This is a genomic window from Brevibacterium sp. RIT 803, from assembly GCF_016892625.1.
GTDB lineage: Bacteria > Actinomycetota > Actinomycetes > Actinomycetales > Brevibacteriaceae > Brevibacterium.
The window spans coordinates 891,043-916,870 of the sequence record NZ_JAFEMW010000001.1; the positions used below are offsets into that span (position 1 = coordinate 891,043).

Below are 25,828 nucleotides of genomic sequence, written 5' to 3' on the forward strand. Positions count from 1 at the left end.
CAAGGCAGCGAGAAACGGCGCCAGTCATGTGAACCTTCTCGCCGCCTTCGCGATGTTCTTCGCCATGTGAGGGAAGACTTTCCGACGCAACGACGAGACAGCCGCCCAATAGATTCTGCCTCGAACCCCCGATGGATTGAACATGGCTCGCTGTCGAAACGAGCAACCGTCTGGCTGGTCAGTCATCGTGAACTCGAGCCAGATGTCGCCCGAGACTTCCATTTCTGCACGCAGCAGCATTCGGGACGCTGGTTCCATCTCCACAATCGTCCAACAGGCAAGGGAATCGGCTACCCCCAAATCAGCCGGAAGGCGGGGATCACGGTTCGGACCGGTACCACCGAAAAAGCCGTCCGCCAGATCTCTCAGCTTCGATGACGGTGGCCGTGAATACCGCCTGTGATCGTCACCGATTCTGGCAATGATCTTCCACAACTGCTCGGCACGAAGATCGCGAAAGACAAAGGTACGATCATCTTCGACCAATTGATTCCCCGCCCAGTGGGGATCACTGGGCAGCGAATCAGCGGCCCCGCTCAGATCACCGGTATCGACGTCCCAGTTTGCACCGATTGCCCCTTTCGTCTCCCCGGCCCGGCAGAGGGCCAGTTCGACGGCTTGTTCGTAGGTAAGCAGGCCAGCAGCGGGAGCGGGAATGACGGAGTCAATGGCGTGGTCGTTGGCAACCGCGTCTTCTTGCAGAGACTGCACGAGCGGCAGCGTGAGCTTGAATGGAAGAGGAGTGACCAGCCCCACCCAAAGCCCCGACAGAGCGGGTGCAGGAAGCGGCAGCTTGAACACATGCCGCGACTTGAGGCCCGCGATTCGACTGAACAATTTCATCACCTCGGCGTAGGTGAGAACGTCACCTGAACCGATGTCAAAGGATCTGTTCACACGACTTGTTACTGCGACCGCTGAAACCAAATAGTAGAGGACATCACCGATTGCGATGGGCTCAACCCGGTTCGAAACCCAGTTAGGTGCAGGCATCCAGCGCAGCTCTGTTGCCAAATGTCGAATCATCTCGAATGACGCGGAGCCTGACCCTATGATGATCCCGGCTTGGAGCACGAACGCGTCGACGGGAGAGTCGAGGAATACCTGTCCAACATTCGCTCGTGAGCGCATATGCACGGACAGGTCGTCAGAGTCGGGGTGGAGTCCTCCGAGATAGATGATTCGATTGACGTGGGCGAATTCCGCAGCGGAAGCGACACGCAAGGCACAGCGTGTTTCACGAGACTCGAAGACAATTCCGGAATTCATTGAATGAACCAGGTAGAAGACAACGTCGACACCTGACATCGCTTCGACTAGACCTTCACCATCGTCGAGATCGACCTTGAAGATCGTGACTTCGGTCGACCACGGCACCACGGCGAGCTTTTCGGGAGAGCGTGCGGCGACGCTGACTGCATGACCGGCCTGTATGAGCCTTGGAACCAAACGGCCACCAACATAACCGGTTGCTCCAAGAACCAGAACCCGTCGTGGGTGCTGCGCTGTCTGGATCATACTGCGAGTGTAATCCCCTCGTTCCGATGATTCCTTCTGAGCGCACAGTGGATTGCTGATCGAGGCGATCGGCTGAAATTGACATCGGAGGTCGGCACGGCTGGGCGATCCTGCACTATGAAATACTTGTCTTCATGCAACGTGCGACTCTGAAACGCCGAACGACGATGTGGCCGGCAGAGATTCTCGACCGAATCGCCGATGAACAGACGTCGCGTGCGGACGAAGCGACTGTATCGATCCACTCGAGCCGCGCCGAGGGGCTCAGTCTGACTGCATCAATGCCTCTGTCCGGCAATCAGATGCCGACTTCAGCACAGAGATTTCTGGGTTCCGATGCCAGAGTCATCCAGCACATGCGATCCGCCCCTGCTGCAGAGACGGCGGCGGCTGCCAATTTGAATATCGACGCAGAGTTCCCTGGGGTGCCGCTCGACGTCAAAGTAGAGATCACGTTGCTCCGACAGGACGATGGCTTCACTGACGTTCAAGCGGTGATCGAGACCGCCTGTTCGCTCCCACTCGTCGGCAGGGTGATCGAGTCCGGGGCTCACCCTCATGTCGAGGATATGATCACTGCGAGCCTCGACCGACTTGCGGATGTCTAGCGTCCTGACGTTCACTCGGTGTCACCCAATCCCAGTGTCTAGACTAGGTGAAGTCGATCCACGGCGAGCCCACACGGCCCGACGATAATAAAGACAAGAGACAACAGTGAGGTGAGCGGTGTCGAACATCGAGAAGTCGGCAGTCTACGACGTTGACTCGAGCGACCCACAGCAGAAGCTCATCGACCGATCGAACATGTCACCTGAAGCTGTTGCTCAAATCGGCGAACTCATGTCCGCTTTCGGACAGCTGCGCGAAGCAGAAGAAGCCATGTCAGAGGCCGCTCAACGATACATGAAGCTCAATGCCACAGACATGAAGGCCATCCATTACCTCATCGTCTGCCAGCACCGAGATGCTATCGGTACGCCCGGAGGTATCGCAGAGCATCTAGGCATCTCCGCCTCTGCAACTACGAAACTACTTGATCGTTTGGAACACGGACACCACCTCACTCGAGCGCCTCACCCGAGTGACCGTCGAGCTCAAGCGATCAGCATCACACCTAAGACCTATGCTGTGGCGATCGAAACTGTTGGACGTCAACAGTCCAGACGCTTCCATGCCGCAGCTCGGTTGACGTCCGCCGAACGTGAAGTGGTCATCCGTTTCCTGCGTGAGACCAGGAATGACCTCACTTCCTCTGCATCAGACTGAACCGCAGCCGTCGCGATGGACGGGAGAATCGACCTTCACCGACACTACCCTCCATCGCACATGCTGATCGCTCGAATTTCTGCTCAGTGTTTGCTGGGCTTGGCCAGGCGAGACGGCCACCATAGACGATCCCCAATCCACAGCGACAGCGCCGGCACCAACAGCGTCCGCACGATCAATGCATCGAGCAGGACGCCCAGCGAGACGATGATCGACAATTGGAGGAGGAATTGAATGGGAATGACGAGCAGGGCCATGAAGGTCGCAGCGAGCACGATTCCTGCACTTGTGATCACTCCCCCGGTCACCGACAACCCCCGAAGAGTACCTTCCCTGGTTCCGTGAGTGAAGGTCTCTTCGCGAACCCGAGTCATCAGGAAGATGTTGTAGTCGATTCCCAACGCCACGAGGAAGACGAATGCGTAGAGCGGTACCGAAGGATCTGATTGCGGCTGCCCGATCAGGCGGAAGATGAGAGCGCTGACTCCCAAAGCCGTGCCGAAGCTCACGACCGTCGTCGCCAACAGCACTACCGGGGCGACCAGTGACCTCAGTAAGAGTGCGAGCATGATGGTGATGACAACAAGAACGATGGGTATGATCACCGCTCTGTCTCGTGACGACGTATTGTTCGTATCGAGATCAACAGCTGTGCTGCCACCAACCAGTGCCTGGGTCGAGGACAAATTGTCCCGCAGGTCCTCGACGGCGCCTTCAGCTTCGAGTGAGTCGGCAGGAGCGGACAGAGTCAGGGAGAACATGATCTCACCGCTGATCTCCGTCGGTTCTGCTGCTGGAGGCCCCGACTGTGAACTATTACTCGCCTGGCCATCGGCGTCAATAGGCGTCGTGCCAGACGAAGAATCCTGGGCGACCAGAGAGAGATTGTCGATACCGTCTGTCGACGAAATTGCCTCAGCGACCTCTTGCCGCTCGTCACTGGGTGCAAGGACATAAGCGGGATTACCCGAGCCTCCGGAGAAGTGACGATCAATGACAGCCTGGCCATCGCGCGCCTGACTGTCACCGAGAACAAACTCGCTCTGAGGTACTCCATTGGCATCGAGTAATGCCAGGCCTGCGCACCCGATGACGAGGACCAAAGTGACCCCGGCGACAACCCGACGGGGGCCATTGGCGACGAAACGACCCACCCTCGGCCAGAGCCCCGTGGCATCCGGGCCGGTGAGCACAGGGTGTTCGGTTCCGTATTTGGGTCCCCGCGGCCAGAACGCCACTCGCCCGAAGGCGGTGAGCAGCGCCGGGAGGAAAGTCAACGTGGCGAGCATGGCGCAAGCAATTCCCACAGCGGCAACCGGCCCCAGTGCAGAGTTGGATCCGAGGTCGGACAGGAGAAGGCACAAGAGCCCCGCAATGACGGTGCCTCCAGAAGCCAGAATGGGTTCGAGTACGCCGCGTGCCGCCTTCCACACGGCGAGGAAAGGGGTTGAGCTTTCCCGCAGCTCTTCTCGATAGCGGGCGATGAAGAGCAGTGAGTAATCGGTAGCGGCACCAATGACCAGGATGAAGAGGATGCCTTGCACCTGCCCATTGAGCGTCACGATCCCTTCACGAGCCAAAGCGACATTGATGAGCACCGCTGCGCAGAGAGCCGTGAGCGAGCTGATGAGGACAAGAATCGGCAACAGTGGTGATCGGTAGACGATGACGAGAATGACGAAGACGACACCGAGGGCGACGAGGAGCAGGATTCCGTCAATCCCACCGAAGGCCTCCTCCAGATCGGCCGTAAAACCTGCGGGACCACTGACCCAGAAATCGAGGTCGGAGAGCTCCTGCCCGGCTTCTTCCTCTAACTGGGTGACAACATCGCCGATCTCAGCGTCGGAGGGAATCGAAACGATGAGTTCCGCTGCTTCCTTGTCCTCTGAGGAGATGACCGGCGAGGACTGCGCACCGGAAACGACTTCGGACGATTGATCGGCGAGGCTATCGAGTCCATCTCGGTCGGCGTCCGTGAGTCCTCCTGGGCGTTCAGCGACGATGATCGCGGGGATTGCATCAGATCCGGTGAACTTCGCGATTTCGTTTTGGACCTTCGTCGATTCTGCGCTCGAGGGCAGGAACGATGATCGATCATCGTTCGCGACTTCGTCGATCGATCCGAAGCTCATACCACCAAATCCGAAAACCGACAACCAGACGAGGATGAGCACGGCAGGGACGAGGATGCGCACGCCCTGTCGTGGATGACGCGAAGACCGCAACTTTTCTTTCATATGGCTAGTATTTCACCTGGTGTACTTAAACGACAAGTGCTCGAGGGAGGCATCGCTTCGTCACCAGGGATTCGCCAGCTGCCACTGCTCGAACCAGTATCTGTCGCCCTGATAGTGGGACTTGGAAGGCTTGCAGCCCTTGAGGTCCGAATGCTCGCCCAACCAGGTGCGCACCAGGCCAGGCACCTCTTCCATCCGGTGGCGCCAGTCGTCGAGCGGCAACAGCAGCACCGTACCGTCTTCCGCCGTGAGGCGGCACGAATAGTTCGGCAGCCCCTCGGTGTTCTGGGAATGCGTATAGCTGATCTGCTCGCAGCCCGTGGTGAGGTAGAAGCGGATGTACTCCCCCGAAACGTCTGAGCACAGCGACTTGAAGTCCTGGTACCGACTGAGCCATTCCGGTCGCTGATATTCGTTCATACGTTCTATTATGCTTTGCTTTCGGTCAGGCGTGAAGCGTGCGCGTCAACGCGGCTCTCAGCAGCTGTCAGTCTGAGGATTCCGAGAAATTTCGCGAATCGTCAATCCAAACGCACGAACCCTCCGAACCAGTTCTGCTTGCCCGGTGCAGATGATCTGCACGCCGTGTCAGGAAAGGACAGGGACAATGTTGAGCCTCAAACGCACAGGTCTTCGGACCATCGGCGGTGCCGCAATCGCAGCTCTCGCCGTGATGGTCGGAGTCTTCGCCGCCCCCGGCGCAGCTTCGGCAGCTGAATCACCACAGACAGATTCTGCAGACACCTCCAGCTCACTGATCGAAGGACCGCTCATCGATCTCGGAGATCTGATGAACCTCATCGGCTCGATCAACATCGGACAGTTCCAGTAACCGTCCTTCTGCCGTTTCAGCAAGACCGCATCACACTCTCGCGTTCGAAAGACACAATGACTGAAGACTCCCCCCGCATCGAACTCACGTCCGCACAAAGAGGCATCTGGTATGCCCAGAAGATCGAACCCGACAACCCGACATTCCAGATCGGGCTGTACGTTGAAATTCTCGGGCCTCTGGACGTCGATGTCATGCGACGTGCCGTCGGCACCACCGTAGCCGAGGCCGATTCGCTCAACGTCGTCTTCGGCGAAGACGAGCAGGGAGTCTTCCAAAAGCACGGCTCGCCTCGCAGTCACCTACACTTCCATGATCTGCGAGGCGGGTCGGTCGACGAATCCATGGCAAAGGCCCAGGCCCTCATGGAAGCCGACCTCGCCACCGTTCACGATACCGAGACCGGTGAGCTGCTCAGGTCTGAGCTGTTCCACCTCGGCGAGGACCATTGGATCTTCTACCAGCGAGCCCACCACCTCCTCGTCGACGGCTACTCTGCCGTGCTCATCCTGCGACGCGAGTCGCAGCTGTACGGCGAGCTGGCTGATCCTGCCGCACAGCCATCGGATTCGCCCTTCGGCAGCCTGGAGGCCCTGGTGGCCGAGGAGGCGGACTACCGGGCGTCACAGCGTTTCCGCACGGATGCCGACTTCTGGTCACAGACCATCGCCGAGTCGGAGACCGCCACGGGCTTGGCGGGACGTCCGCCTGCCTCGGCGAAACAGCTGGTCACAGCCAACGCCGACATACCCCCGGAGCTGGCCAGGCAATTGGCGAGTGCCCAGTCGGCACCGACGTTCATCCTCGCAGCGGCTGCGACCTATCTGCACAGGATGACAGGTCGGAAGACCGTCTCCGTGGGCCTGCCGGTGACGGCCCGGCGCAGCGCACTGGCCAAATCAGTGCCGTCGATGATGTCGAAGATCCTGCCGCTGCAGCTGACCACTGCACCCGAGACCACCTTCCCCGAACTCCTTGAGAGCACGGGTTCCGCCCTGCGCTCGACACTCATCCACCAACGATTCCAATATCAGGAACTCGATACCGACACGAGCTACATCGGGCCCTCGGTCAACATCTTCCCTGCCGTCGATGACATCAGCTTCGGTCAGGCTCAGGCCTCCCTTCATCTTCTGTCCACGGGGCCCGTCGATGATCTGTCGATCATCGTCCACGGCCTGGGCGCGGACCAGAACTCCTCCGGCAGGGACTCACGAACTGCGATCGTTCGGCTGGAGGCCAATGCCGAGCTCTACTCCCAGGAGAGCCTCGCCGATCACCTCGGACGCTTCCTCTCCGTCCTCGCCCAGCTGGATCCCGGTCACGCTCAGTTGGAACCCGGTCACGCTCAGCCTCTGGGCGGATTGTCTCTGCTCGACGACAGCGAAGCAGACGAGGTCATCGCCGGCGGACAGGGCCGAATCCAGGACATCCCCCACCACACCGTGGTCGACGAATTCGTCAGCCACGCGCATCAGACCCCCTTCGCCTCCGCTGTCGTCGCCGATGACGGGCATCTCAGCTTCTGCGAACTCGATCGCCGTTCGACACAATTGGCCGGCCATCTTCGCCAGCAGGGCGCCGGCCCAGGCACACGCGTCGCCGCACGCATCGGACGGACCACGGCGATGCCGGTCGCTGTGCTCGGGGTCCTCAAGGCGGGAGCTGCATTCGTTCCCCTCGATCCCGATCATCCGGCGGCCCGAATCGAAGCAATGGTCGCCGACGCGGCCCCGGCCCTCGTACTCAACTCCTCAAGCGTGCCCGGCCCTGACGGAGAGACCACGATTCTCACAGACCGACCTGTCATCGACCTGGATTCGGACGAGCTCGCCGCTGCACTGTCGTCCAGGACCTCGCAGACGGCGCCGGGGGCCACTCCGGCCCCCGACGACCTCGCCTATGTGATCTTCACGTCCGGGTCGACCGGCCGGCCCAAGGGCATCGGCGTCGAACATCAGTCGCTGCTCAATCTCTTCCTCAGCCACCAGGAGACCATCTTCGATCCAGCCGCGGAACGCCTCGGTCGCGGGCTGCGGGTGGCACACACCGCAGGGATCTCATTCGACGCCGCATGGGACCCGCTGCTGTGGCTCTTCGCCGGGCATGAACTCCACCTCATCGACTCGCTCACCCGCCGCGACCCAGAGGCCCTGACGGCCTACTTCACCACCCATGGCATCGACTCCATCGAGACGACGCCCTCGTTCATCAAGGCTCTGCTGGCTCATAGCAGCTTCGGCGCGGACGGCCACCCCAGCGTCGTCGCGTTGGGCGGAGAAGCAGTCGACAGCGGACTCTGGAAACAGCTGGCCGCGCGTGAAGGAATGACCGCCTACAACCTGTACGGACCGGCAGAGACCACCGTCGACAGTCTGACCGCAACCATCGCTGCCGACACGTCGCCGATCCTCGGCCAGTCCGTCACGAACACTCGGCACTACGTCCTCGATTCCCGGCTGGCCCCTGTGCCCGAACAGGCCACCGGAGAGCTCTACATCGCAGGGCTCAACCTGGCGCGCGGCTATGTGGACCGTCCCGGTACGACATCTGAGCGCTTCGTTGCCGACCCGTTCGCCGACGATGGTTCGAGGATGTACCGTACCGGAGACATCGTCCGCCGGCCCCTGAACGGCGGCATCGAGTTTCTGGGCCGCGCCGATGAGCAGATCAAACTGCGCGGCTACCGAGTCGAACTCTCTGAGGTGGAACTCGCCCTGCAGTCTGATCCCAGGATCAGTTCGGCCATCGTCGAACTCAGGCAGAACCAGGCCGGCTATGCTCAGCTGCTCGGTTTCGTCACCTCTCCTTCGCAGCTCGATACCGCCGAGGTGCGCCGCAGTATGAAGACCCGTGTCCCGGACTACATGGTTCCCTCGTTCATCATGCAGATTGAGAGCATTCCACTCACAGTCAACGGCAAACTCGACCGCCAGGCCCTCCCCGAACCGGAATCGGCACGTTCCGAATCCGAAGCGCCGAGAGACTCCCAAGAACGGATCGTGGCCGAGGCCTTCAGCGACGTGTTGGGCATCGACTCCGTCGGCATCGACGATGACTTCTTCGAACTCGGCGGACACTCGCTGCTCGCCACCCAATTGGTCGCCAACCTGCGCACGAGCTTCGCCACCGCACCCGCCCTGCGCGAGGTATTCCAACACCCCACGGTCCGCGAGCTCAGCGCCCGCTTCGACCCGAAGGCCACCACCGACGATGCCGGTCATGAGCTCGTCGCCGCAGACCGACCCACCCAGGTACCACTCTCATATGCCCAGGCTCGTCTGTGGTTCATCAACCAGTTCGATACAAGCTCCGCGGCGTACAACATTCCGCTGACTCTGCGCATGCGCGGACGACTCGACGCCAATGCACTGCAATCGGCCATCAATGACGTCATCGTGCGGCATGAGAGCCTGCGCACCGTCTTCCCCTGGACGGCTGGGCAGCCCGAGCAGGTCATTCTCAACCCGGCCAACGCCCGCATCGCTATGTCCACGGTCGGCGTCAGTGAAGGGCTCGTCCACCACACCGTGGAAGCTGAGGCCACCCGAGGATTCGACGTCTCCATGGAACTTCCGATCAGGGCCCTCCTCATCAGGCTCAGCGAGGATGATCATGTGCTGATGCTGACTCTGCACCACATCGCCGCTGATGGCTGGTCACTCGGCCCCCTGGCCAGAGACCTCTCCACCGCCTATCGCGCTCGCGGGCAGGGTCGGGCCCCGGCCTTTCCCCCTCTTCCTGTGCAGTACGCCGACTACGCCCTGTGGCAGCGAGAGACCCTCGGAACCGAGGAGGATCCGAACAGTGCGCTCTCGCACCAACTGGCATTTTGGAAGGACACGCTGGCCGACGCACCCTCGCAGCTGCGCCTTCCCGCTGATCGGACCAGAAGTGCTGCGAACTCAGGATCTGTCTCCCGTGCGATTCCGGTCGACATCGGTCCCACGGTCCATGCCGGGCTGCGCAGACTCTCCTTCGAGCGCAACGCCAGCCTGTTCATGGTGCTGCAGGCGGCATTCGCCGTCCTGCTGGACAAGCTCGGTGCGGGCAGTGACATCCCCATCGGCACCCCAGTCGCAGGCAGAACCGAGACAAAGCTCGACGAACTCGTCGGGTTCTTCGTCAATACGCTCGTCCTGCGCACCGACACCTCGGGCAATCCGAGTGCTGCCGACGTCATCGACCGAGTCCGCGGATCCAACCTCGCGGCCTACGCCAATCAGGATGCCCCGTTTGAGCGCGTCGTCGACGAGCTCGACCCACCGCGTTCTGAAGGTCTTCACCCCCTGTTCCAGGTGATGCTGACACTGCAGAACACGGAGCCTGTCGATATCGACATGGGCGACCTCAACGTCGAGCCGGACTCCGGCCCGCAGGTCTCGGAGGCGAAGTTCGACCTGCTCCTCGATCTGGCCGAACGCCGTGGTGAGGCGGCCGGGATCAGCGGCTCCTTGGAATTCGACTCCGCACTCTTCGACGACTCCACTGCCCGCGGGATCGCCGCCAGGTTCGTCGCCGTGCTCGAACAGTTCGCCACCGAACCGAACCGTCTTCTCGCAGACGTCGAGGTACTCAGCCACGCAGAGCTCGACACAATTCGCCAGGAGAGCCGCGGAGCCGATCGCGAGCGAGTCGAGACGACGATCATCGACTCGCTCGACACCACTGTCAACCGTCACCCCGAGCGGACCGCACTCGTAGCCGAGGACACCGAACTGAGCTTTGCTGAACTCGGGGACCGCGTGCACCGCTACGGCCGCGCGCTCAGCCGCCGAGGTATAGATCCCGGTCAGCGGGTCGCGATCGCTCTGCCACGATCCGCCGATGCCATCATCGTGCCATTGGCGGTGCTGAGCATCGGAGCCATCGCCGTTCCCATCGACCTCAGCTACCCGCAGGAACGGATCCGGCTGATCCTCGACGTGAGCGACCCCGTCGCCGTCGTCATCGACTCCCCCGACGTGCCGGTGCGAGCGGGCACAGCCATCTCCACCGCGGATCTGCATGCCGACCCGGCATTCGCTCGCGGAGACGACTATCGTCCGAATCTCGATGACCGCGCCTATGAGATGTACACGTCCGGGTCCACCGGAACACCCAAGGGCGTCGCTGTGCCCCATCTCGGGCTGGCCAATCTCCTGGCTCACCACCGGGAGACGATCTTCGCCGAGGCAGGCCTGGGTGAAGAGTCGATCAGAGTCGCACACACCGCCGGTCTGGGTTTCGACGCCGCCTGGGACCCGGTGCTCTGGCTCGTGGCCGGAGCGAGCCTGCACATCGTCGACGAGGATGTGCGCCGAGATGCCGAGGCGCTCGTGGAATTCTGTCGTGAGCAGCAGATCGATGCGCTCGAGACCACACCTTCATTTGTGCGTCAGCTGATCGCCTCCGGTCTCCTTGACCGAGTCGAAGCCCACGAACACGACGCTGATCGCGTCGATCACGCCGACGGCCGTGGCGAGACACAGCACCGCAAGGCCCGTGTGCTGACGATCGCTCTCGGCGGAGAACCCGTGCCTGATGACCTGTGGCGTGAACTGGCCCAGCACACAGGTGCGCGAGCCTATAACTTCTACGGGCCCACCGAATTCACCGTCGACTCCGTCACAGCGACGATCGAAGGAGAGCACACCACGATCGGGCATCCGGTCAGGAACGTTCAGGCTCTGGTCCTGGACCAGCATCTTCGCGAAGTTGCCCACGGCGTCGTCGGCGAGCTCTATCTCGCAGGAGACGGAATCGCCACCGGCTATGTCAACCGCATGGCAGAGACCTCGGTGCGGTTCGTCGCGAACCCACACGGCGACGGCGAGCGCATGTACCGGACAGGTGACCTGGTCCGTCGAACCTCGGACGGACGCCTCGACTTCATCTCCCGTGACGACGACCAGATCAAGCTGCGCGGATACCGGATCGAGCTCGGAGACGTCGAAAATGCGCTGACCGCCTGCCCGGGCGTCGACCAGGCTGCGGCCGTAGTCGACAACCCGCAGGACCCGCAATCGGCACGACTCGTCGGCTACTATGCCGGCGACGTCGAGGAGAGCGCCATCCGCGACCACCTCGCCCGCTGGCTTCCGGCACCGATGGTCCCCCGCGTGCTCATCTCAGTCGACTCGATTCCGCTGACATCTCACGGCAAACTCGACCGCAGTCGTCTGCCGGTTCCGAACCTGACGGGGGGCCGGTCCTCCCGCGCCGCCCAGACTCCGGACGAACGCACCATGTGTGAGCAGTTCTCGCTCGTGCTCGAGGCCGAGCACATCGGACTCGACGACGACTTCTTCGAGCTGGGCGGTCATTCGCTGCTCGCCGTCTCGCTCATCGGTCACATCCGTGAGGCATTCGACGCCGATCTTCCGCTGCGAACGATATTCGATGCTCCCACTCCCGCGGCCCTGCTGGGCCGCCTCGATGGCTCGTCCCGCAGCCTGCCGACCGGACTGGATGAAGGCCGGTCAGCACGCACCGAAGAGGTGCCCACCGCTGACCCCGGTGCCACCTCGGGGCTGCGCCTGTCCGAGTGGAAACGCTCTTCCCAGAGTGTTCGCCCTCACGCGATCCCCTTGTCTTTCGGGCAGGCGAGAATGCACTTCCTCAATCAGCTCGACACCAGGGCCTCCGACTACACCATCTCTCTCGCGGCTCGTTTTGAGGGAGACCTGGACCCGGATATCCTCGCCCAGGCTCTCAATGAGGTCATCACTCGGCACGAGATCCTGCGTACCATCTATCCGACCATCGATGGCAGACCTGTCCAGCACATCCTGCCGCCAGAGGCCGGACACGGCATCCTCGATCGCCGCACCACCCCGTCGCCGGCCGCGACCACAGAGGAAATGGCCCGGGAAGCCGCCCGAGGATTCGACCTCAGCACCGACCTGCCCCTGCGGGCTGTCCTCTTCGCCGAAGGAGGCCAATGGGTCCTTCATCTCGTCATGCACCATATCGCCACCGACGGAGCGTCCTTGGGCCCACTGACTCAGGACCTGGCGACCGCCTATGCCGCACTGCGCGGATCCGCCCAACCGATGCGACGAAAGCTCGACGTCCAGTACGCTGACTTTGCTCTGTGGCAGCGTCATGTGCGTGAAACGCAGACTCTTGTCGGTGAGGATCGTCCGCTCCTGGACCACAGAACCCAATTGTGGACCGAGCGCTTGGCGGGCATTCCGTCCGAAACGCCGCTGCCCTCGGACCATCCTCGTCCGCATACCGCCCGTCAAGCCGGCCATCACCATCACTTCCGCCTCGACGACCGCACGACGCAACGACTGACCGCCATCGCCGCCAAGGCGGGGGCCAGCCTGTTCATGGCACTGCACGCAGTGCTCGCCGGGTTCCTCAGCAGAATCGGCGGCAGTGAGGACGTCGTCATCGGCTCGCCGAGCGCCGGACGTTCGGACCCAGAGCTCGAGGACATGGTCGGGCTCTTCGTCAACACCGTCCCGATCCGCACCGATGTCTCCTCCCAACCGGATTTCCACACCCTGCTTGCGCGCACCCGAACCGCGGTCATCGACGCACTGGAACTTGACGACGTACCATTCGAGCGGCTGGTCGAAGCCATCAATCCGCCCCGGGTGCTGGGCCGCCATCCTCTGTTCCAGACCATGCTCTCCCTGGAGAATACGGCCTCTCCCCTCCTCGACCTCCCGGGAGTCGACACGAGCATCGAACCGGAGGTCGAGACCGGAGACGCGAAGTTCGACCTCTCCTTCACTTTCCGCAGGGCCGCCTCAGGCAGGTCGACTCCCGAAGCCGGTCTGGACGTCGTGCTCGACTACAACTCCTCGATGTTCGAGACCGCGACGATCAGCGACATGTGTGAGAATCTGTCCAGGTTCGTCGCCGAACTCGTGCAGAAGCCCGAGAGGTCGATCTCCGACATCTGCCTCCTCGAGACTGCAGAGGTCACTCACGCGAACAACCAACTCGCCGGCCCGGTCCCCTCGGGTTCTCTTCCGATGGTCCTCGATGTCTTCGCCACCACTGTGCGCCAGCTGCCCGATTCCACCGCGGTGGAATCAGCCGACACCTCGCTGACGTTCAGGGAACTCGACGAAGCCTCCGATCTGCTGGCCCGCGAACTCGTCAGGTCCGGTGCCGGGCCCGGGTCGACGGTGTCCGTGCGGCTGAGCCGCAGCGTAGGCATCATCGTCGCCACCCTGGCCGTTCTCAAGTCCGGTGCTGCCTACAACCCGATCGACATCGACTACCCCGCAGGTCGCACGACTGCGATCTTGGCCGATGCGACACCGAGCATCGTCTTGGCCGAAACAGGAACCGCGGAGGAGCTGGCACCTGTCCTCGCCGAGGCCGGGATCACCCCGCCCATCGTCGAGATCTCGGCCCTCGACGGCACAGTCGACGATGCCCGATCGACCTGGCCGTGGCCGGTCTCGGTGGCTGCGGCACCGGAACAGATGCCTCCGAGGGGACAACTCGATCCGACGGCCTATGTGACCTTCACTTCGGGCTCGACTGGACGGCCTAAGGGCGTTGAAGTCGGCCACGATGCGCTGGCGAACCTGCTCGCCTCCCACCGCGCCACCTATCTGCCGACCCCGGCCACCGGTGCCGAGCAGGTCACGGTGGCTCACACCACCGGTATCGGCTTCGACGCCGCATGGGACCCCCTGCTGTGGATGATGGTCGGACACCGCATCCACATCACCTCCACACTGGTCCAGCGCGACCCACAGCAGCTGGCACACCTGCTCCGCGATCTGCGTATCGGGTTCTGGGAGACCACCCCCAGCTACCTGCGTCAGCTCAGAACAGAACCGGACTTCCTGGAACTGATCGACCAAGCGGCCAAGGCAGACGACCCTGTGACTCTCGCCCTCGGCGGTGAGGCGATCGATGAGGACCTCTGGGGGTGGCTGCGCGAACGCCCGGGCATCAGCGCCTACAACCTCTACGGCCCCACCGAAACCACTGTCGACGCCTTTGCCGGGCCCGTCGCCGCCTCCGCGACTCCGGTTCTCGGCTCGGCGCTGCAGCACATGCGCGGCTATGTGCTCGACGAACGACTCCACCATGTGCCAGCCGGAACGACTGGAGAGCTCTATCTCGCCGGGCGCCAGTTGGCACACGGATACCGAGGCCGCAGCGGACTGAGCGCCGAACGCTTCGTCAGTGATCCCTACGGTGAGCCCGGTGAACGCATGTACCGGACCGGGGACCTCGTTGTTCGTCATCACCACGGCGACCTCGGCTTCCTGGGGCGCAGCGACAACCAGATCCAACTCCGCGGGTTCCGGGTCGAACTCGGCGAGGTCGAACGCGCGCTGCGCTCGGCCCCGAACGTCAAGGACGCACTCGTGAGGCCATTCGGTGCTGATGCCGCCACCATGGCGCTGGTCGGCTATGTCGTTGCGGATGGGACCAAAGCCCCGGGGGCGGGAGAGGAGCGTGCAGACCTCGCCGATGAGGCTCGGCGACATGTGCGGTCGATGGTGCCGAGCTATATGGTCCCGCCGCGGATCGTCGTCATCGACGAGGTCCCACTGACTGCGCACGGCAAGATCGATGAGGCAGCCCTTCCCGACCCATCACAGACAGAGCTCGGGTCGCGTTCGGCACCTCGCACGCCACGTCAGGAGACCGTGGCCGCCATCTTCGCCGAGGTGCTCTCACTGCCCCGCGTCGGGATCGACGAGTCGTTCTTCGAACTCGGCGGCCACTCCTTCCTCGCCCGACCGCTCATCGCAGCCGTCAACGAGGCCCTCGGTGCCGAGCTCTCGGTCCAGTCCCTCTTCCGCTCGCCGACAGTCGAGCAGTTGGTGGACGAAGCTGGCCAGGAGACCGCTGATTCGGTCAGGGACAGCCTGCAGCGTCTGCTTCCGCTGCGTACGACGGGCACAAAGGCTCCTCTCTTCACGGTGCATCCGGCCACCGGCATCAGTTGGGGCTTCGCAACGATGCTCCACGGCCTGGATACACAGCGTCCGCTGATCGGCCTGCAGATGCCGGGACTGGCACCGGAGGATCCGGAGCAGATCACTGCTCACACGCTGATCGAGCTCGCCGACGATTACATCGCGCAGATGAGGTCGGTGCAGCCGGAGGGTCCGTATCACCTGCTGGGTTGGTCCTTCGGCGGCATTCTGGCGCACCGCCTGGCCGCGCGGCTGCAAGAGCTCGGTGAGGACGTTGCCTTCCTCGGGATCCTCGACGCCTTCCCCGACGGTCAAGCTGCCAACGAAATGGTCGTGGGTCCGGAGCTGTGGGCCGACTACCTCGGCGCCAATCATCCTGGCGTTCGGGTCGGTATGGAAGACCTCGACGACGAACGGGTTTTGGAGCTGCTGCGCGAACTCGACGATCCGCTGGGCAACGTGTCGACTGAGACCATGAAGGCGATGACCGACGGGTTCTTCACCATGTCTCGACTGATCCGGGAAGCTCCAGCGGAGAGATTCGTCGGCGATGTCGTGGTCTTCACAGCCACCCAGGATGTTCCGCCCGGCACCCCCGCTGCCGAATCATGGCGGCCATATGTCACTGGTCACATCCACGTCACCGAAGTCCCGGCACGACACGCAGACATGCTCACAATGCCTGCCCTTCGAGAAATTCTTCCCGTAATGGCAATCCACTTGGACGATGACGCCGAACCACAGACGTAAGCGTTATATCTCACCAGCAATCGACAGGAGATGAGGAAAAGTGCAAAACCCCTTTGATGACACCACAGCCACTTTCCGTGTACTCGTCAACGACCTCCAACAGCATTCCCTCTGGCCGACGTTCGCCGATGCGCCCGCTGGGTGGGTCATCGCCTTCGGCCCGGCTCAACGCGATGAATGCCTCGAATTCGTCGAGGCGAATTGGACGGACATCACTCCGCGCCGGCTCGCCGAGATCGCGTCATAGTGATCCGCATTGACCAGCTGAGGAAGAACTACGGCAGCTTCAGAGCCTTGGACGGAATCGATCTGCAGGTCGACCAGGGACAGATCTTCGGGTTGCTGGGGCCCAATGGGGCAGGCAAGACCACCACGGTCAAGGTTCTGTCGACGCTGATCCGTCCCGACTCCGGAGACGCGATCGTCGCGGGGAACTCGGTGACAGCCGATCCCACCGCCGTGCGCCGCAGCATCGGACTGTCCGGACAGTATGCGGCAGTCGATGAGAAGCTCACCGGCTACGAGAACCTCCTCATGGTCGCCCGCCTCTACGGGATGAGCCGCACCGAGTCGCGAGCTCGAGCGCGCGAACTGCTCAGGGAGTTCGCCCTCGTCGACGTCAGAGACAAACGAGCAGGCGCCTATTCGGGTGGCATGCGACGGCGTCTCGACCTGGCCTCGGCTCTGGTCTACAGGCCACCGGTGGTGATTCTCGACGAGCCCACCACCGGCCTCGACCCACGAGGCAGGCTGGACACCTGGGACGTCATCTCCACTCTTGTCGGCCAAGGGACCACCGTGCTGCTGACGACCCAATACCTGGAGGAGGCCGATCAGCTGGCGGATCGCATCGCCGTCATCGACTCCGGTCGAGTCATCGCAGAGGGGACCTCGAACGAACTCAAGGTCAGCCTCGGCGCCGAACGCATCGCACTGACTCTGGCCAGCCCCGATCTCCTCGCCGAGACTCTGCGCATCGTCGAGCGTATCCTCGGAGGCTCGGTCACACCGCAGCGCGATTCCACGGGTCAGCGCCTCACAGTCCCGGCCCCGCAGGGACAGAAGACTCTGCTGGAGGTGCTCGGCGCCCTGGACCGAGCCGGTGTCCTCGTCACCGAGGCGGCACTGTGCCGTCCGACGCTCGACGACGTCTTCCTGGAGCTGACTGGAAGCCCGGCCAGTGCGGAACCATCGCCTCAGCCGCAGTCGGAAGTCGAGGTGGGAGCATGAGCACCATCACCTCGGCGGCACGCGACAGCTCCGTCATCGCCTGGCGCAATCTCCTCAACGTGGGTCGAACCCCCGGAGCCCTGGTCACCGGCGTCGTGCAACCGGTGATCTTCGTGTTCCTGCTCGCATTCGTCTTCGGCGGCAGCCTGGGCGGCGCACCCTATCGGGAGTTCCTCATCGGGGGAATCTTGGCCCAGACGCTGACCTTCAACTCCTCATTCACAGCCGTCTACCTCGCCAAGGACCTTCAGCTGGGGCTCATCGACCGGTTCCGATCGCTGCCGATGTCCCGCGTGGCAGTCATCCTGGGCCGGACCACCTCCGACTTGGCCACCGGTGTGATCTCCCTCGCCGTCACCATGGTCTGCGGACTGATCATCGGGTGGCGCATCACCGAAGGCCCATGGTCAGCGCTCCTCGGCATCCTGCTCCTGCTCCTCTTCGGATTCGCCATGTCGTGGATCGGAGCGTTCATCGCATTGACAGCGCGAAGTGTCGAGGTGGCTCAGAGCCTCGGCCTGATCTGGCTCTTTCCGGTCACCTTCCTCTCCGGTGCCTTCGTCTCGGTCGATTCACTGCCTGGACCGCTGCAGGCGATCGCCTCATGGAATCCCGTCACTGCAGTGGCAACCAGCGTCCGAGAACTGTTCGGCAATGTCTCCCCCGCCGGGTACACCTCAGGCACCGGATGGGCGGCAGACAACCCGATACTCTACGCCGTGATCAGCTGCGTGGCAGTCATTGCGATCTTCTCCACCGTTGCGGTGTCCCAGTACCGGGGGATCAGCAAGAGATGACCGCTGCCGGGATCGAGTACCTGGTGTGCGACATCAGCGAGGTGCGCGAGACTCAGTCGGCTCACCCATGGCTCGCCTCACTGCTCTCACCGGCTGAGGTGAAGCGCTCCGATCGCCTGCGCCACGCATCCGATCGGATCGCCTATCGCTGCGCACATCTCGCCTTGCGCCTCGTCGCTGCTCGTCGACTCGGCGCCGATGTTCGCAGTGCCGGTGACCTGGAGTTCACGCGTTGCTGCCGCAGCTGCGGTGGCCCACACGGCAAGCCCCAGGTCTCGGACGCAGAAGTCAGCCTGTCGCGTTCGGGAACGATGGTGCTGGTCGGCTCCGCGCCGCCGTCCTCACCCATCGGCGTCGACATCGAAGGTCTTCCGAGCGAGGTCTTCCCCGGATTCGATGACTATGTGCTGGCCCCGAGTGAGCGCACTTCCGAATGCACGAACTCAGATCGGAGGCGTCTCGAACTCTGGGTAGCCAAGGAAGCTGCGCTGAAGACGACTGGACATGGTCTGAGTGTGGAGCCCAACAAGCTCGAAGTGGTGCGAACCGAAGTGGTCCGAACCGGTGAGGAAACGTCATCTCTCGACGGCAGCGGCGCTTGGGCATCGTCGATCAGAGCCCCCGACTATCCGGACATCGATGGATTGAACCTGGCTTCCGTGCCCTGTCGTCCTTCTCATGCGGCGGCACTCAGCTGCGCCGACCGGCTGCCTGTCACAGCGTTGACCCTCTCGGACCTTCTCATCCAGTGACGGGGCGGCCCTCACGTGGGGGTGCCGGTGAGCATACCGGCGATCAATCCGAGCACCGCGATGACGGCCAAGACGATGAAGAGCACACGTTTACGCATGCGTCCTATTCTACTGTGGACGCATGTGCAGTCCCGTCACTTCCGCTCAATGGGCAGTCAATTCCAGTCTGCCGCGACGATTGCGCCGGAGGTGTCCCTGCCTGATCGCTTCGCGCACCGAAGAGTGGAAACGCCCCGGGCCCCAATGGCGGGCACCGATGGCGCGGTAGAGCTCCGTCTCTGAGACAGGCTGCATGTCGCCGACGTAGTCGATGATGCCCTGCACCTCGTTGGCTGAGACCTCGGGTGGGACATCGCGTCAGGACACCGATGGCCACGGGGAGTACATCCCCGCCGAACCGGGGCCAGGACGCAGCCTCTGCCTTCGGCTCTGCGGCACCTTCCCCTCCCCCGCCTCAGAAGACTTGTTCTCCTCGACCTCATCCTTGGCCTCGTCGGCGTCCTCGGCTGTCAGGGGGCGGGCGATGTCCTCGAGGTTCGCGCCTTCGGCCTTGACACCGAGGAAGATCTCGGCGACCCCTCCCAGAGCCATGACCCCTGCGCCTATGCAGAATGCCATCGCGACCAGCGACCGGTCACCTGACTCGATCATGTTGCCGAAGAGCAGCGGCCCTGCGATGCCACCGACGGCGGTGCCGATCGCGTAGAAGAAGGCGATCGCCAGGGCCCTGGTTTCCATCGGGAATATCTCACTGACGGTGAGGTACGCGGCGCTGGCGCCGGAGGAGGCGAGGAAGAAGCAGACGACGAGAATGATGAGGAAGACCCAGGCGTTGCCGATGTCCGCGTTGAAGACGAACGCGAGGACCACTGCAACGACCGCTGATCCCAGATAGCTGAACGCGATCATGGGTTTGCGTCCGATAGTGTCGAAGAGCCTGCCCAAGACAACGGGCCCGGCGAAGTTGCTCAAAGACCAGAGAATGATGAAGATCGGCACACTCGCCGCGGCCACCCCGTAGAAGCCGTTGAAGATGCCGCCTAGGTTGAACGTGATTCCGTTGTAGAGGAAGGCCTGACCGACGAAGAGGAGCAGGCAAAGAATCGCCCGCCGCGGATAGAGCTTGAATGCGACCCTCGCCAGTTCGGCAAAGGAGATCGTCTTGCGTTGGCGGATCGTGATCGTCTGATCCGGTGCCGGAAGCTTGTCCTGAGTCGCTTCCTCGATGTCGGTCTCGATATTCTCAACGATGCGTTCGGCCTCGTCCTGCTGTCCGTGGATGAACAGCCAGCGTGGACTCTCCGGCACGTCCTTGCGCACAACGAAGACGAAGATCGACAGCAGTGCGCCGACGGCGAAGGCGAGTCGCCAGCCGATCATCTGCGGCAGGATGTCGGTGTTAAGAAAGAACAGCGTCGTCGCGGCACCGCCGGCAGCACCGAGCCAGTAGGACCCGTTGATGATGAGGTCGATGCGTCCGCGCACCCGGGCGGGAATGAGTTCATCGATGGCAGAGTTCACGGCCGCGTATTCGCCGCCGATTCCGGCACCAGTGAGGAAGCGGACGAGGAAGAAGTACCACGGTGAGAAGGAGAACGCCGTGGCCACAGTGGCGACGAGATAGAGGACAAGGGTAATCAGGAAGAGTTTGCGGCGACCGAACCTGTCGGTGAGCTGACCGAAGACAATGGCGCCGACGCACGCCCCCAGCACGTAGATGGCCCCCGCGGTGCCGATCTGTCCGGCGGTCATCGAGATGCCGCTGCCTTCCTCTGTCATTCGGGCGGCGACATTGCCGACCATTGTGACTTCGAGTCCATCGAGGATCCACACGCTGCCGAGGCCGACGACAACCATCCAGTGAAATCGAGCCCACGGGAGTCGGTCTATCCGAGCCGGCACATCGGTTGTGATGGTTCCGAGTTCAACATCCTTGCTCATCAGACACCTCGCTGTATCAGTTCGCACCGGCTACCTGTCTGCGCCATCTATCGGGAAGCTTAAGCAGACTCCACACAACAGACAAGACCTGGTGTGACTGTCTGAGGGAGAGTATCCTCCGCTGTCCGGAACAGTCGCATCAATGGCCGGATCAGGCTGCTCTGTTCGCTGCGCGAATGAGCACAACAGCGAGCAGCGCGCAGAGCAGGTAGACCAGTCCGACAACGGCCCAGCCCAGCGAGAAGCCACCGGGTGAGCTGACCAACAACCCCATGGCAACAGGGCCGAGCGCGAACCCGGTGAACATGCCGGCGGTGACCATTCCACTTGCCGACGCCATCGCGGTCGCGGGAATCGACCGCATGAGAGCGCTCATGAGTACCACAGAGACGCCGAGTGCCGAGGTGCCGTGCAGTGCCGCCGCGATCCACAGCAGCCACGCCCAGCCGGTCACACCAGCGGCGAAGAACAAGGCGGCACCGGTGACGGCGATGAGCGCAAGAAGCAGCAGCACGCGAGGCCCGGAAGCACCGCGGGCCATCTGCCTGGCCCAACCGACTCGGGCGGCCACACCGATCGCACCGGCCACCGCGGCGGTGACACCGCCGAGCACGAGTGGAAAGTCCAACTCGCGCACGGAGAACAGCGGCATATAGACATTGGTTGCCTGGACCCCGATGCCGTTGAGCAGGCCGAAGGCCGCCAGTGCCCACATCATGCCCGGGTACCGCGGCGAGGTGGCTGGTGCCGGCGTCACCGGTGCGGCAGGATCAGCGTTGGCGTCGTCAGCCTCGGCGAGATCGGGTTCACCGGGATCAGATTCGGCAACCGGTGCCGACGTCTCGGCCAACAGCGGTGCGGCACGCAGCGCACGCCAGGTCATCACCATAAGGACGAGCGGGACGAGTGCGATGGCCAGGGCCGCGCCCCGCCACCCTGCGGCCGCGGCCAGCAGCGGAAAGACCACACTGACCACCAGCTGGCTGACCTGCACCCCCGACTGCTTGATTCCCACCCAGCCGATCCGCTTCTGCACCGGAACGCGTTCGAGGAGGATCCGGTTGGTGACCCCGTTGGGGAAGGACTGTGCAATGCCCGACAGGGCTGCAGCGACGAGCAGCATTCCGAATCCCGCCGGGACCGCCACCAGCGCCAATGCCGCGGCGGCGAGTGCGAACACAATGATCATGAGGGACAGGTCCGAATGCCTGTCGGCGACACGTGCCAGTGTGGCGTTGCCGATGGCCGCACAGGCGAAGCAGGCGGTGGCCAGGAGACCGAATTGAGCCTCCGAGATGCCGAGGTCGACGATGATCGAGTCGCTGACAGCACTGAGTCCGTAGAGCAGCAGCGGTCCGGCACCGACAGCGCCCAGCAGGACCGTCAGCATTCCCCTGCTCGGCCCCTGTTGTTCTGCTCCGTTCACCTACTGCTCTCCTCACACCCAATCCAGCATGTTATCCGGCGATGCGATTTCGGTGGAATGAGTCCGACTGGTGGCAGCAGCGGGGTCAGATCAGATGTGCAGCGCGGCGCTTACCTCAGTGACCTGTTCAGCGCTGCGTTCACCTCGTCGGCGTTCGGAGTGGAGATGAGCAGTTCATCGAATCCCCTGCCCTTGGAGCCGTCGGTCAAGCGGATGCGCAGCACCGGTTCACCGGCCTTCATCGCCACGAGACGACGTGTGCCGTTCGGGTGCCGATAGGTGCCGAGCTTTCGGTAGCCGGAGATGTTCAGACCAGATCGCAGACCCAGAAACTCCGACGGCCACCCAGTGACTTCGGAGGTGCGGATCGCATCAAGTGGTACGGAATGGAAACGACGTCCGGCCATCAGTCGCTCCCACCCGGGAAAGACGATCGTCAGATGATTGTTGTTGACGGTGACCTCGGTCATGGCGAGTCCTTTACCTCAGTTGGGCGGGGTAGCCCATGAAGTCAGCGTATGCACCCACCTGCCGGGCCACTTCCCCCTGAAGACTGAATCGCCGCTCCTTCCCGCGGCGGATTCAGGCCCGACGGACTCTCCACAGAGCTGACAAAAGCCCCGCGCCGCGCCCACCACATCGATGACGTCTCGTGACTAAGAGATGACCGCTGATGCCTGTCCCCCGTCGCCCGGGCGGCGTATTCTGATGGTGAGTCTCTGACCATCTGTCGGGTATGGCTGACCCCCGAGGCGCTCGCTCACGGTCTGACTCACAGGATCTACGACGATGCCCTGCAACGGTGCAGCGGCCTCACCCTGGCAGTCGGACAGGAGAAGCGTCATGTTACTCGAACGAATCTACGATGAGGACCTCTCTCACGCGAGTTACTTCATCGGATGTCAGGCCACCGGCGATGCCATCGTCATCGACCCCAGTCGGGACATCAGCGCCTACCTGGAGTTGGCCGAAGCCAAGTCAATGCGCATCACCCACGTCACCGAGACGCACATTCACGCCGACTTCCTCTCCGGTACCAGAGAATTGGCCGATTCCACCGGCGCCACTGCCCATCTGTCCGGTGAAGGCGGAGCTGACTGGCAATACGGTTACGAGGGCGAACGCTTGACTGACGGTGACACCATCACCGTCGGCAACTTGGTGCTGCAGATGGTGCACACTCCGGGGCATACCCCCGAACATCTCTCCTTCCTGCTGACCGACACCGCCACAGCGGAGGAGCCCGGGTTCATGTTCACCGGCGACTTCGTCTTCGTCGGCGATCTGGGGCGACCGGATCTGCTCGACGAGGCCGCCGGTGGGGTCGACACCCGCTTTGAGGGCGCCCGGCAGCTCTACGAGAGCCTGAGAGGAAAGCTGCTGCCGCTGCCCGACTACGTTCAGCTCCTCCCCGCACACGGTGCCGGAAGCGCCTGTGGCAAGGCCTTGGGCTCCGTGCCCACGACCACGGTCGGCTACGAACGCAGCTTCTCCTGGTGGGGCCACCATCTTGCCGCCGGCGATGAGCAGGGTTTCATCGACGAGCTCTTGGACGGTCAGCCGGATGCTCCGTCCTATTTCGGTCGCATGAAACGTCAGAACCTGGAAGGGCCTGCGATTCTCGGTCCACAGTCGGTGCTGCCAGAACTGAGTGTCGCCGCAGTCTGCGAGGGCCTGGCGAACGCCACTGTGACCGTCATCGACACCAGGGATCAGCACGATGTCCACGCGGGCACGGTTCGGGATGCGATCAACATTCCGGCTTGGAACAAGCCTGCCGTCCATGGGGGCTGGGTGCTGGATCCGGAGTCCGATCCCCGGCCTCTCGTGCTTCTGGCCGACGGCTCGGACACCGCGCACCACCTGCGGAGTCACCTCATTCGGGTCGGCATCGACACAGTGGAAGGCTATGTCACCGCCACCGACGGACTCCCCGCAGCTGTCCCCGATCTGGTGGGGCCGGAGGACCTCGACTCGACTGATTACGAGATGCTCCTCGATGTACGCAATACATCGGAATTCGCGCAGGGCACGATCCCCGGCGCACAGCAGCTGAGTGCAGGCCGAGTCCTCTGGCATCAGGATCGACTGCCAGTTTCGGGCACGATCGTCAGCTTCTGCCAGAGCGGGGTGCGCAACTCGGTGGCGTCCAGCGCTCTGCGGCGAGCCGGGCACCGAGTCATCGAACTCGAAGGCAGCTATCTTCGCTGGCAGGCGGCTCAGCAGAAGCAGGGGCTCCAGATGCAGTGACCCGATAGGCCACATTCAGCATGCCGGGGCTCAGGCCGGAGCTCAGGCCACCCGCTCCGGATACGAATAGGCATTGAAACGGCCCCTGCGGTTGAAGCCGATGACACTCACGCCCACGCTCTTGCCATGATCGACGGCCAGGGCCGAGGGAGCGCTGACGGCCGACATCATCGGGATGCCTGCCATTGCCGACTTCTGCACCAGCTCGAATGAGGCACGCGCTGAGACCTGCAGGACCGTTCGGCTCAGCGGCAGGCCACATCCCTGGTGTGACATCGCCCAGCCGATGACCTTGTCGACGGCGTTGTGACGACCCACATCTTCACGCCCGATCAGGAGTTCCGGCTCGTCGTTCGGGTCCTCGCCGACGGCGAAGAGTGCAGCGGCGTGGACTCCCCCGGTCTTGTCGAAGACGTCCTGCTGAGTACGCAGACGCTCGGGCAGTTCACCGATGCGCGCTGCCGAAAGCAGGGGCGGGAACCGGTACTCCTCATCGTCATCCTCGTCGAGGTGGCAGGACGCTGGGATCAGGGGGTAGGCGGAGGTCTTCGTCACCGCGTCGATGGCCGCGGTGCCGCAGATTCCACACGAAGAGGAGGTGTAGACGGATCGGGCGGGGGCCGCCTCGGCGCTCCAGATTCCGGGTCGCAACCGCACCTGTGCCACGTTGTGGTTCCGGGTCCCATCGGGAGCCAGCCCTGTGGAGAAGTCGATCTCCTCGATGTCGGCCATGGTCGTGATGATCGCTTCAGAGAGAAGATAGCCGGCCACAAGTTCGATGTCGTTGCCGGGTGTGCGCATGGTGACGGAGAACTGCTCCCCGTTGAGGCGGACCTCCAACGGCTCCTCCCCAGCCAGGGAGTCGGGCCCGGCGGAGATCTCTCCGGTGGCGTCGAATCTGTGGACTCGGGCACGAACTGCCCTGCGTTGAGCCATGGT

Annotated in this window: 16 protein-coding genes; 9 read left to right on the forward strand and 7 right to left on the reverse strand. The window is 62.9% G+C overall.

What is annotated here, in order from left to right; genetic code table 11:
- Nucleotides 1-24 precede the first annotated feature (24 nt).
- Nucleotides 25-1,518: a DUF2867 domain-containing protein gene (locus JTF07_RS04050; RefSeq protein ID WP_204233005.1), complete on the reverse strand. Its 1,494-nt coding sequence runs from the start codon at nucleotides 1,516-1,518 to the stop codon at nucleotides 25-27.
- A gap of 134 nt (nucleotides 1,519-1,652) precedes the next feature.
- On the opposite strand from JTF07_RS04050, the gene JTF07_RS04055 reads away from it, so the two are divergent.
- Both JTF07_RS04055 and JTF07_RS04060 read left to right on the forward strand, forming a co-directional pair.
- Nucleotides 1,653-2,126, forward strand: coding sequence for a DUF2505 family protein (locus JTF07_RS04055; RefSeq protein ID WP_204233006.1), 474 nt, complete (start codon nucleotides 1,653-1,655; stop codon nucleotides 2,124-2,126).
- Nucleotides 2,127-2,244: 118 nt separating this feature from the next.
- The gene (locus JTF07_RS04060) at nucleotides 2,245-2,784 is read left to right on the forward strand and encodes a MarR family winged helix-turn-helix transcriptional regulator (RefSeq protein WP_353843866.1); all 540 of its coding nucleotides are present in this window, start codon (nucleotides 2,245-2,247) and stop codon (nucleotides 2,782-2,784) included.
- An 83-nt stretch (nucleotides 2,785-2,867) separates the two neighbouring features.
- Here JTF07_RS04060 and JTF07_RS04065 read toward each other — a convergent pair whose 3' ends face one another.
- Together JTF07_RS04065 and JTF07_RS04070 are read right to left on the reverse strand one after the other, a co-directional pair.
- Nucleotides 2,868-5,024, reverse strand: coding sequence for an MMPL family transporter (locus tag JTF07_RS04065; RefSeq protein ID WP_204233007.1), 2,157 nt, complete (start codon nucleotides 5,022-5,024; stop codon nucleotides 2,868-2,870).
- 60 nt (nucleotides 5,025-5,084) lie between these two features.
- Entirely contained in the window at nucleotides 5,085-5,444 is a 360-nt protein-coding gene (locus JTF07_RS04070) for a hypothetical protein (RefSeq protein WP_009884245.1), read from the reverse strand.
- Nucleotides 5,445-5,631: 187 nt separating this feature from the next.
- Between JTF07_RS04070 and JTF07_RS04075 the strand changes: the two genes are divergently transcribed.
- From JTF07_RS04075 to JTF07_RS04100, 6 genes are read left to right on the forward strand one after another with little or no spacing between them, the layout of a single operon-like run.
- Nucleotides 5,632-5,856 carry a hypothetical protein gene (locus JTF07_RS04075; RefSeq protein WP_009884246.1) on the forward strand — a complete coding sequence of 75 codons (225 nt, stop codon included), beginning with the start codon at nucleotides 5,632-5,634 and terminating at the stop codon, nucleotides 5,854-5,856.
- Between the two features lie 56 nt (nucleotides 5,857-5,912).
- Nucleotides 5,913-16,493 (forward strand): non-ribosomal peptide synthetase, encoded by a 10,581-nt coding sequence (locus JTF07_RS04080; RefSeq protein ID WP_204233008.1) that lies wholly within the window; start codon nucleotides 5,913-5,915, stop codon nucleotides 16,491-16,493.
- 40 nt (nucleotides 16,494-16,533) lie between these two features.
- On the forward strand, nucleotides 16,534-16,740 hold the full coding sequence (locus JTF07_RS04085; RefSeq protein WP_096159599.1) for an MbtH family protein: 207 nt from the start codon (nucleotides 16,534-16,536) through the stop codon (nucleotides 16,738-16,740).
- Nucleotides 16,740-17,723 carry an ATP-binding cassette domain-containing protein gene (locus tag JTF07_RS04090; RefSeq protein WP_204233009.1) on the forward strand — a complete coding sequence of 328 codons (984 nt, stop codon included), beginning with the start codon at nucleotides 16,740-16,742 and terminating at the stop codon, nucleotides 17,721-17,723. The genes JTF07_RS04085 and JTF07_RS04090 overlap by 1 nt, the downstream gene beginning before the upstream one ends.
- Nucleotides 17,720-18,520, forward strand: coding sequence for an ABC transporter permease (locus JTF07_RS04095; RefSeq protein WP_204233010.1), 801 nt, complete (start codon nucleotides 17,720-17,722; stop codon nucleotides 18,518-18,520). Before JTF07_RS04090 ends, JTF07_RS04095 begins: the two co-directional genes overlap by 4 nt.
- A complete protein-coding gene (locus JTF07_RS04100; RefSeq protein ID WP_204233011.1) occupies nucleotides 18,517-19,272 on the forward strand; it encodes a 4'-phosphopantetheinyl transferase family protein in 756 nt (251 codons plus the stop codon). The genes JTF07_RS04095 and JTF07_RS04100 overlap by 4 nt, the downstream gene beginning before the upstream one ends.
- 357 nt (nucleotides 19,273-19,629) lie before the next feature.
- Here JTF07_RS04100 and JTF07_RS04105 read toward each other — a convergent pair whose 3' ends face one another.
- The 3 genes from JTF07_RS04105 to JTF07_RS04115 form a co-directional block, all read right to left on the reverse strand.
- Entirely contained in the window at nucleotides 19,630-21,213 is a 1,584-nt protein-coding gene (locus JTF07_RS04105; protein WP_204233012.1) for an MFS transporter, read from the reverse strand.
- Nucleotides 21,214-21,364: 151 nt separating this feature from the next.
- A complete protein-coding gene (locus JTF07_RS04110) occupies nucleotides 21,365-22,639 on the reverse strand; it encodes an MFS transporter (RefSeq protein ID WP_204233013.1) in 1,275 nt (424 codons plus the stop codon).
- Nucleotides 22,640-22,749: 110 nt separating this feature from the next.
- Nucleotides 22,750-23,109, reverse strand: coding sequence for a hypothetical protein (locus JTF07_RS04115; protein WP_204233014.1), 360 nt, complete (start codon nucleotides 23,107-23,109; stop codon nucleotides 22,750-22,752).
- 373 nt (nucleotides 23,110-23,482) lie between these two features.
- Between JTF07_RS04115 and JTF07_RS04120 the strand changes: the two genes are divergently transcribed.
- Nucleotides 23,483-24,889 (forward strand): MBL fold metallo-hydrolase, encoded by a 1,407-nt coding sequence (locus tag JTF07_RS04120; protein ID WP_204233015.1) that lies wholly within the window; start codon nucleotides 23,483-23,485, stop codon nucleotides 24,887-24,889.
- Between the two features lie 42 nt (nucleotides 24,890-24,931).
- Here the strand turns inward: JTF07_RS04120 and fdhD are convergent, their stop codons facing one another.
- A complete protein-coding gene (fdhD, locus tag JTF07_RS04125; protein ID WP_204233016.1) occupies nucleotides 24,932-25,825 on the reverse strand; it encodes a formate dehydrogenase accessory sulfurtransferase FdhD in 894 nt (297 codons plus the stop codon).
- Between the last annotated feature and the right edge of the window lie 3 nt (nucleotides 25,826-25,828).

Coding starts and splice junctions, on each gene's coding strand:
- fdhD (WP_204233016.1), bottom strand. CDS start 25,825: ATGGCTCAACGCAGGGCAGTTCGTGCCCGAGTCCACAGATTCGACGCC.
- JTF07_RS04100 (WP_204233011.1), top strand. CDS start 18,517: ATGACCGCTGCCGGGATCGAGTACCTGGTGTGCGACATCAGCGAGGTG.
- JTF07_RS04080 (WP_204233008.1), top strand. CDS start 5,913: ATGACTGAAGACTCCCCCCGCATCGAACTCACGTCCGCACAAAGAGGC.
- JTF07_RS04105 (WP_204233012.1), bottom strand. CDS start 21,213: ATGAGCAAGGATGTTGAACTCGGAACCATCACAACCGATGTGCCGGCT.
- JTF07_RS04075 (WP_009884246.1), top strand. CDS start 5,632: ATGTTGAGCCTCAAACGCACAGGTCTTCGGACCATCGGCGGTGCCGCA.
- JTF07_RS04095 (WP_204233010.1), top strand. CDS start 17,720: ATGAGCACCATCACCTCGGCGGCACGCGACAGCTCCGTCATCGCCTGG.
- JTF07_RS04055 (WP_204233006.1), top strand. CDS start 1,653: ATGCAACGTGCGACTCTGAAACGCCGAACGACGATGTGGCCGGCAGAG.
- JTF07_RS04065 (WP_204233007.1), bottom strand. CDS start 5,024: ATGAAAGAAAAGTTGCGGTCTTCGCGTCATCCACGACAGGGCGTGCGC.
- JTF07_RS04120 (WP_204233015.1), top strand. CDS start 23,483: ATGTTACTCGAACGAATCTACGATGAGGACCTCTCTCACGCGAGTTAC.
- JTF07_RS04115 (WP_204233014.1), bottom strand. CDS start 23,109: ATGACCGAGGTCACCGTCAACAACAATCATCTGACGATCGTCTTTCCC.
- JTF07_RS04070 (WP_009884245.1), bottom strand. CDS start 5,444: ATGAACGAATATCAGCGACCGGAATGGCTCAGTCGGTACCAGGACTTC.
- JTF07_RS04050 (WP_204233005.1), bottom strand. CDS start 1,518: ATGATCCAGACAGCGCAGCACCCACGACGGGTTCTGGTTCTTGGAGCA.